Origin of the sequence: Bathymodiolus platifrons methanotrophic gill symbiont (assembly GCF_002189065.1) — a bacterium.
In the GTDB taxonomy this organism is placed as follows: domain Bacteria; phylum Pseudomonadota; class Gammaproteobacteria; order Methylococcales; family Methylomonadaceae; genus Methyloprofundus.
This window is the reverse complement of the sequence record NZ_BDMN01000284.1, coordinates 1-1,827: the sequence shown is the minus strand read 5'-3', so window position 1 is coordinate 1,827 and position 1,827 is coordinate 1. Positions and strand designations below refer to the sequence as shown.

1 protein-coding gene and 1 pseudogene are annotated in these 1,827 nt (G+C 40.6%); one reads left to right on the top strand and one right to left on the bottom strand.

Features of this window, described 5'->3' with window-relative positions; all coding sequences use genetic code 11:
- Positions 1-439 (bottom strand): annotated as a pseudogene (locus CDZ78_RS15215) (IS66 family transposase); the annotation flags it as partial.
- A 96-nt stretch (positions 440-535) separates the two neighbouring features.
- Here CDZ78_RS15215 and CDZ78_RS15210 point away from each other — a divergent pair.
- Positions 536-1,741, top strand: a complete 1,206-nt coding sequence (locus tag CDZ78_RS15210) for an ISAzo13 family transposase (protein ID WP_230990499.1) — start codon at positions 536-538, stop codon at positions 1,739-1,741.
- The last annotated feature ends 86 nt before the right edge of the window (positions 1,742-1,827 follow it).

Below are 1,827 nucleotides of genomic sequence, written 5' to 3'. Positions count from 1 at the left end.
TAGGCTTATCGGGTGGTGGGCATTCAATCTCCGCTTTGCCAAGTAATTCTCTGTATTGTACTTTCCATTTTTCTGCTTCTTTATGTAGTAGCATGCCACCTGCTTCATTGACGGCATCATTCATTTTTTCAAGTAGTCGTTTCATTTCAAGCGCCCACTCCTGTTTATCCTGCTCCCAGGCGCGCGTTAATTCCCTCAAATGATGTGCATTACAAAGCGAATGAGTACAGTCAGATTTATAGTAGGGCTTCCAATGATCATGACATAAAATCCCATGAAAATGGGGTAAAATTCCAATGTCATTCATTGCCTCTGTGCCACGTTTGGCATGGGGAAAGAAGTGTGTCCACTGATCATTGGAAGTCCCATGTAGCCAATGGCGCTTACCATTAATATTAATGCCTGTTTCATCCGCATGAATGCACGGTGATTCGACTAAGGAACGTGCACGAAATAACTTGAGCAAGTATTGAAAAAAACGCCCAGACTACGCAAAAATGTTTATGAAAAAACAAGATGCGTATAGAATTGCAAAATGATTGAAGCATACCCACAAAAGATAGAAACGCAGATGCAAGAACTATACAACCGTCTGCTAGAGAAACATAAACGCTTATATGCCGGTATTGAAGCCTTAAAACTAGCTTACGGTGGTGTCACTTATATCGCTAAGCTTTTTAATTGCTCGCGTAATACTATTAAACACGGGCTAGAAGAACTGGGTGCAGAAGAAATACTTCCTCGAATTCGCAACCGAAAAAAGGGCGGTGGTCGAAAGGCTATCCTTGATAAAGAGCCTGACATCAATGAGGTTTTTCTGTGTTTGATAAAAAAGCATACCGCTGGTAACCCAATGGATGAAACACAAAAATGGACGAACTTAACACGCGCTAATATGAGTGATTTATTAGCTCGTGAAGGCTTTAAAGTGAGCCGCAATGTTGTTAGAAAACTATTGAAAAACAATGGCTATGTGAAGCGCAAACCGTTAAAAAATAAAGCGGGTGGCGGACATGTGGATCGTAATTCTCAATTTGAGCGTATTGCCGAATTAAAAGATATCTATACTGCTGAGGGCAATCCTATCCTCAGTGTGGATACCAAGAAAAAAGAAAAAATAGGTAATTTGTCTCGTGAAGGTAAAATATATACCACTGAAACTATTGAGGTTTATGATCATGATTTTCCTTCATTAGCCGAAGGGGTTGCTGTACCCCATACAGTTTATGATCAAGCCCGCAATGAGGCTTATGTCACTGTCGGGACAAGTCGTGATACCAGTGAATTTGCCTGTGACTCGCTTCGGCATTGGTGGTACAACTACGGCATCTTATACTATGCTAATGCGACTTCCATTTTAATGCTGATGGATGGTGGCGGTAGTAATTCATCCCGTCACTATATTTTCAAGCAAGATCTACAAGCCTTAGCAACAGAAATTGGCGTTGAAATACGTGTTGCACATTATCCACCCTATACTTCCAAATGGAACCCGGTGGAACATAAGGCCTTTCCTCATATCACTCGCGCTTTGCAAGGTGTCGTATTAACAAGCCATCAACTCACAAAAGAATTGATAGAAACGACAACAACAAAGAAAGGTTTAAAAGTCTTTGCCTCTATTTTAAATAGAATTTATGAAACGGGTAGAAAGGTGGCGAAAGGGTTTAAAGAATCAATGACTATTATATTTGATGAGTTTCTTGGCCAGTGGAATTATGTCACTGTTCCTGAAAATTGATTTTAGAAGTTGCTCAAGTTATTTCATGCACGTTCCTTAGGTGACTGGTGGCTAAACCTGACTGCACTTGACGAAGATGAAACAGC

Coding starts and splice junctions, on each gene's coding strand:
- CDZ78_RS15210 (WP_230990499.1), top strand. CDS start 536: ATGATTGAAGCATACCCACAAAAGATAGAAACGCAGATGCAAGAACTA.